At 24.5% G+C, this 4,066-nt stretch carries 2 protein-coding genes; both read left to right on the top strand.

Annotated features, from left to right (window positions below; genetic code table 11):
* The coding region (locus H2280_RS08095) for a hypothetical protein (protein ID WP_337216219.1) at positions 1-2,934 on the top strand (2,934 nt) is incomplete at its 5' end.
* 11 nt (positions 2,935-2,945) lie between these two features.
* Entirely contained in the window at positions 2,946-3,809 is an 864-nt protein-coding gene (locus tag H2280_RS08090; protein WP_137624532.1) for a hypothetical protein, read from the top strand.
* Positions 3,810-4,066 lie beyond the last annotated feature (257 nt).

Here is a 4,066-nt window from a genome sequence, read left to right as displayed (position 1 = left end):
ATAGGAGAAAAATTTCCTTATAATTCTAGCTTTTATATTATATTCTTATTACACAAAAATAAAATTACAGATACTTATTTACAAGCAAGAAAAGAACTTTATAAAAGCATCATAGCGTTTAATCAAATTCAAAATAAAAATATACTAGAACAAAATAAAGAAAATTTTCAAGAATACAACCTTACCTCCCATTCTAAAAATCTCAATCATTTCATTTTAGAAAATAAAGATAAAAATAAAAGAATTATCTTTTTAAATAATGCCTCATCTATGTCAAATCTAATCCACATTTATGATAATCATTGTGATATCTTTATCAAAGATGAAAGCTTACTTGATATTAAGATGATAGAAAAAGAATATGATATTAAATTTAAAAAATTAAACGCAAGGGTGTTTTTCTATGAAAAACTTCTTTTAGGAGCTTGTGAAAATAATCCATTTTCATTTGAAGATAAAAAAGAAAATTTAATTTATTATTTTAAATATGATAAAGAAGATTTAAATTCTTTAAAAGATTTAAATATAAAATATGATTATTACAATGCAAAGATTAAAAATTATTCCTTATTAGAAGAAAGTTTAAATATTAAATTAGAACTTAAAGAACTTAAGAAAGGAATTGTTTATAAGGATACAAGCTTTAACAAACTTTCAAAAGAACCTTTAGATGAATCCTCATCCAATGCTAAAGAACCTCAATTTATCACTCTATATTTAAAAGATGAATACAATAAACCCATTGCTAATGCTAAAATCATTATCAAAGGTTTTAAACATGATGAAGCTTTAAGAGTGGTTAATCTAAAAAGACGCAGTGATGAAAAAGGTAAAATAAGATTTGATAAAGAAAAGTATTTTAGTGATTGCTATAGTTTTAAAGTAAAACTTGATGAAGAAGAAGCTTATTTTCCTACTCCTATACAAAATGCTAAAAGAATATTTAACAATTATACTGAACATAAAATTGGACTGATACTTAAATTTAAAGCTAAAGATCATTTAGTTTATGATGGATTTAATGTTTATCATTATAAAGGTAATGATTTAATCAACTCTTATATAGCAAGAAGTGGCACAGCTAAAGCAGATAATGAAAAAAGAAGTAAAAAACAAATTGCAAATTATTTTTATCCAAATAACAATAGCAAAAGCGGGAAAGCTTATTTTTATTATGATGATGAAAGTATTCAAGATAGGTTTGGAACTTTACCTGAAGGAATGTATTATTTAAAAATAAACGAAATAGCTAAGGATATACAACCTAGTTTTTTAAAGGATTATCCTTTTGAGATAGGACAAACTTGGGGAAAATATTGTGTAAGATTATATACGGATAAAGAATGTTCTAAAACTTCAAAAGAAGTAAAAACTAAAGAAGATCAAAATAAAAAAGATAAAAAAAATAAAAAAGAACAAAGTATCATTAAGGATAATTTATATCTTTATAGTATCAATGAGAGAGGGGAATTTGGCAGTAGTGGCAGCATAGGTATGGCACAAAGTGAGCTGTTAGAAAATTTAAGCAAACAAGTTAAATTTATACGGAGTGAAAAAGAAGGGATTGTTTCTTTAAAAGTGGAGTATCCAAAGAAAGAAAAATCGAAGCTTAAATTTATAAAAACAACAGAATGGGATCTTGATGAGGATGAAGATATTGTAAGCGCTGAAAAAGGTGCAGAAATTATTGTTGATGAAAAAGCAAATTTTGCACCAGGGACTTATTTAGAATATGAAGTTCATGGGTTAAAAGATGATGTAAATATTGTTTGGGCTTTAGCTCAAATTCAAAATGAAGAAAGACTTCAAAGAATCCTAGAGGGTAAAGAAAATTTAGAATTTAAAGATGTAAAATTTTTAAAAGATGAAAGTAAATATTTCCATGAATGCTGGGAAATGGATGATGAAGAAAAGGAAGAAGAATTTAATAAAATAGGATTTTCATTGCCATTAACAAGAGCCAATGAAGAGGAATTTGATAAATATTATGCTTTGGTATTTGCCTATGAAGATAAAAATAAATTTAAAAGACTTCCTAACTTAAACGACGCTTATAAAATCATAGATATGAGTTTTAGAGTTGGCTGGGGGAGAGATGATCAAGTAAAAGAACTATTTACAAGGGAAGAGCTAAAAAATACAAATATATATCATCTTAACCGACAACAATCTATCAATAGCATTGAGGAAGCAAATTGGTTCTTAAGGGCTTGTTTAAAAAACCAAGAAAAAAGAGATTTTTTTACTTATCTTAGAATTTATCCTCAATTTGCCGGAAAAATTGCTTATATTTATTATAGATTTGATATAGTCAATAAAGGACTTTTGGCAAGTGTTTCAGAAAAAGATAAAGAGGCTTATTTGCGAGATAGAGATTTTAAATATATTAATACCATAGTTAATGAAATTTTACCTTCAGAATATAAGGATGGCAAAAGCTTTAATCAATTTCATACAGATCTTTTAAATAATAAAAACAGAGATCTTAAAGAATGTAAAGATTTCCTAAAAGCATTGACTCAAACTCTTTGTAAAAGATTTGATTTGCCTTTAGAAAAAGTGATATTTTACAATGAAAAACCTAGCGGATCTTTATCTTTTGGATCTTACGAAGATAACGAAGTAAGATTAAATCAATATATTATGAAAGCTTATTTCAAAGAATTTGCAAAAACAGTTTTTCATGAATGTAGGCATTTTTATATAGAAAAACATTACAGTTATAATATGGATGCCTTAGGCAGATATATTTTTTATTCTGAAAAAGCTTATATTAATGAAAAAATTATTTTTGATAAATTTAATAGAATTTGCGATCCTAGTGAGAATTATTTAGTCGGTTGCAACATAGGCTCCACGCAAGATGCTTATGAAATTCAACCCAACGAAAGAGATCCAAGATATGTAGAAACCTTTATAGGTAGAAATTTATAGTAAGGAAAATAATGAAAATTTTAAAAATACCGCTTAAAGATTATATCTCCAATATAAGAGAAGATAAAACTATTTATTTAGGTTTGCAAAGTGATATGAGTATAAAAGGACTTGATGAAGAATACTTAAAAAAAGAATATAATCTCAAGAAAAAATTCAAATTTGAGGTCGGTATCTATTTAGGTAAAATTATATTTGAGAAAAAAAATATCATCTTTCAAGCGTTTAATATTGATGAAAACTGCTTTCAGGGAATTAAAGATTTTTATTTTAAAAATAATCCCGATGAAATTATAAATAACATAGAAGTAAAAAAATATTTTTTAAAATTGTACAATGATAATATTAATTTTCTCAATTCTTATATTAATGAAATTAACCAATCTCAAGGCATTAAGATTTATAATGTTCAAAACACAAGTTTAAGCAAACTTACATTAATTTCAATATTAGATAAAATGGTGCAAGAAAATGACTATGAAATAATAGATTTTAATGATGATTTATTTTATTCTTATCTTGTATGGAGTTTAAGACAATTTATCATTGCTTATGATATAGGCTTGTATCAAGATAAAAATAATTTATTCTTCAACCTAGCTGCTTATAAAATGTATGATAACCACTCTTTATATACAGAAGCAGATAATAATTTAAATTTCAATCTTATTGAATTATTTTTCTCAAATATTTCCCCTTTGGAGTATGCTGTGGGTTATTTACAAAAAGAAGAAATGATATATAATGGTGCTTTGAAATATTCTTCAGGAACACTTCAAAAAACTTTAAATATTACAAATCAACTTCATAATAAATTTTATTTTAAGTTAAAAGAGCGACCTTTTGATTATGCACAATATTTTAAGCGCAAATAAAAATTAAAATCGCTTTAGATATTTTTATAAAAATTATTAAAAATATTTTTCTTAAAAAGCAACGACAATGCAATTAAAACTTTAAATATCTTTCAAAATTTAAAAAACAAATCAAACAAAATATTTTCAAAGTCTTGCAAACATATTTAATTATTTACTCATAAGAATAAAAATTTATCTTGACTGATAAAAAATAATTATTTAAAGTATATTTTTTTATAAAAAATAAATTTATTACACAAAGATGATAAAATTAA

The organism is Campylobacter sp. 2457A (assembly GCF_020135895.1).
Classification (GTDB): domain Bacteria; phylum Campylobacterota; class Campylobacteria; order Campylobacterales; family Campylobacteraceae; genus Campylobacter_D; species Campylobacter_D taeniopygiae.
The sequence above is the reverse complement of the archived record's forward strand: the minus strand, read 5'-3'. Positions and strand labels throughout refer to the sequence as shown.

Excerpts from the sequence above, each read along its gene's own strand:
- H2280_RS08090 (WP_137624532.1), top strand. The coding sequence starts at position 2,946 with ATGAAAATTTTAAAAATACCGCTTAAAGATTATATCTCCAATATAAGA.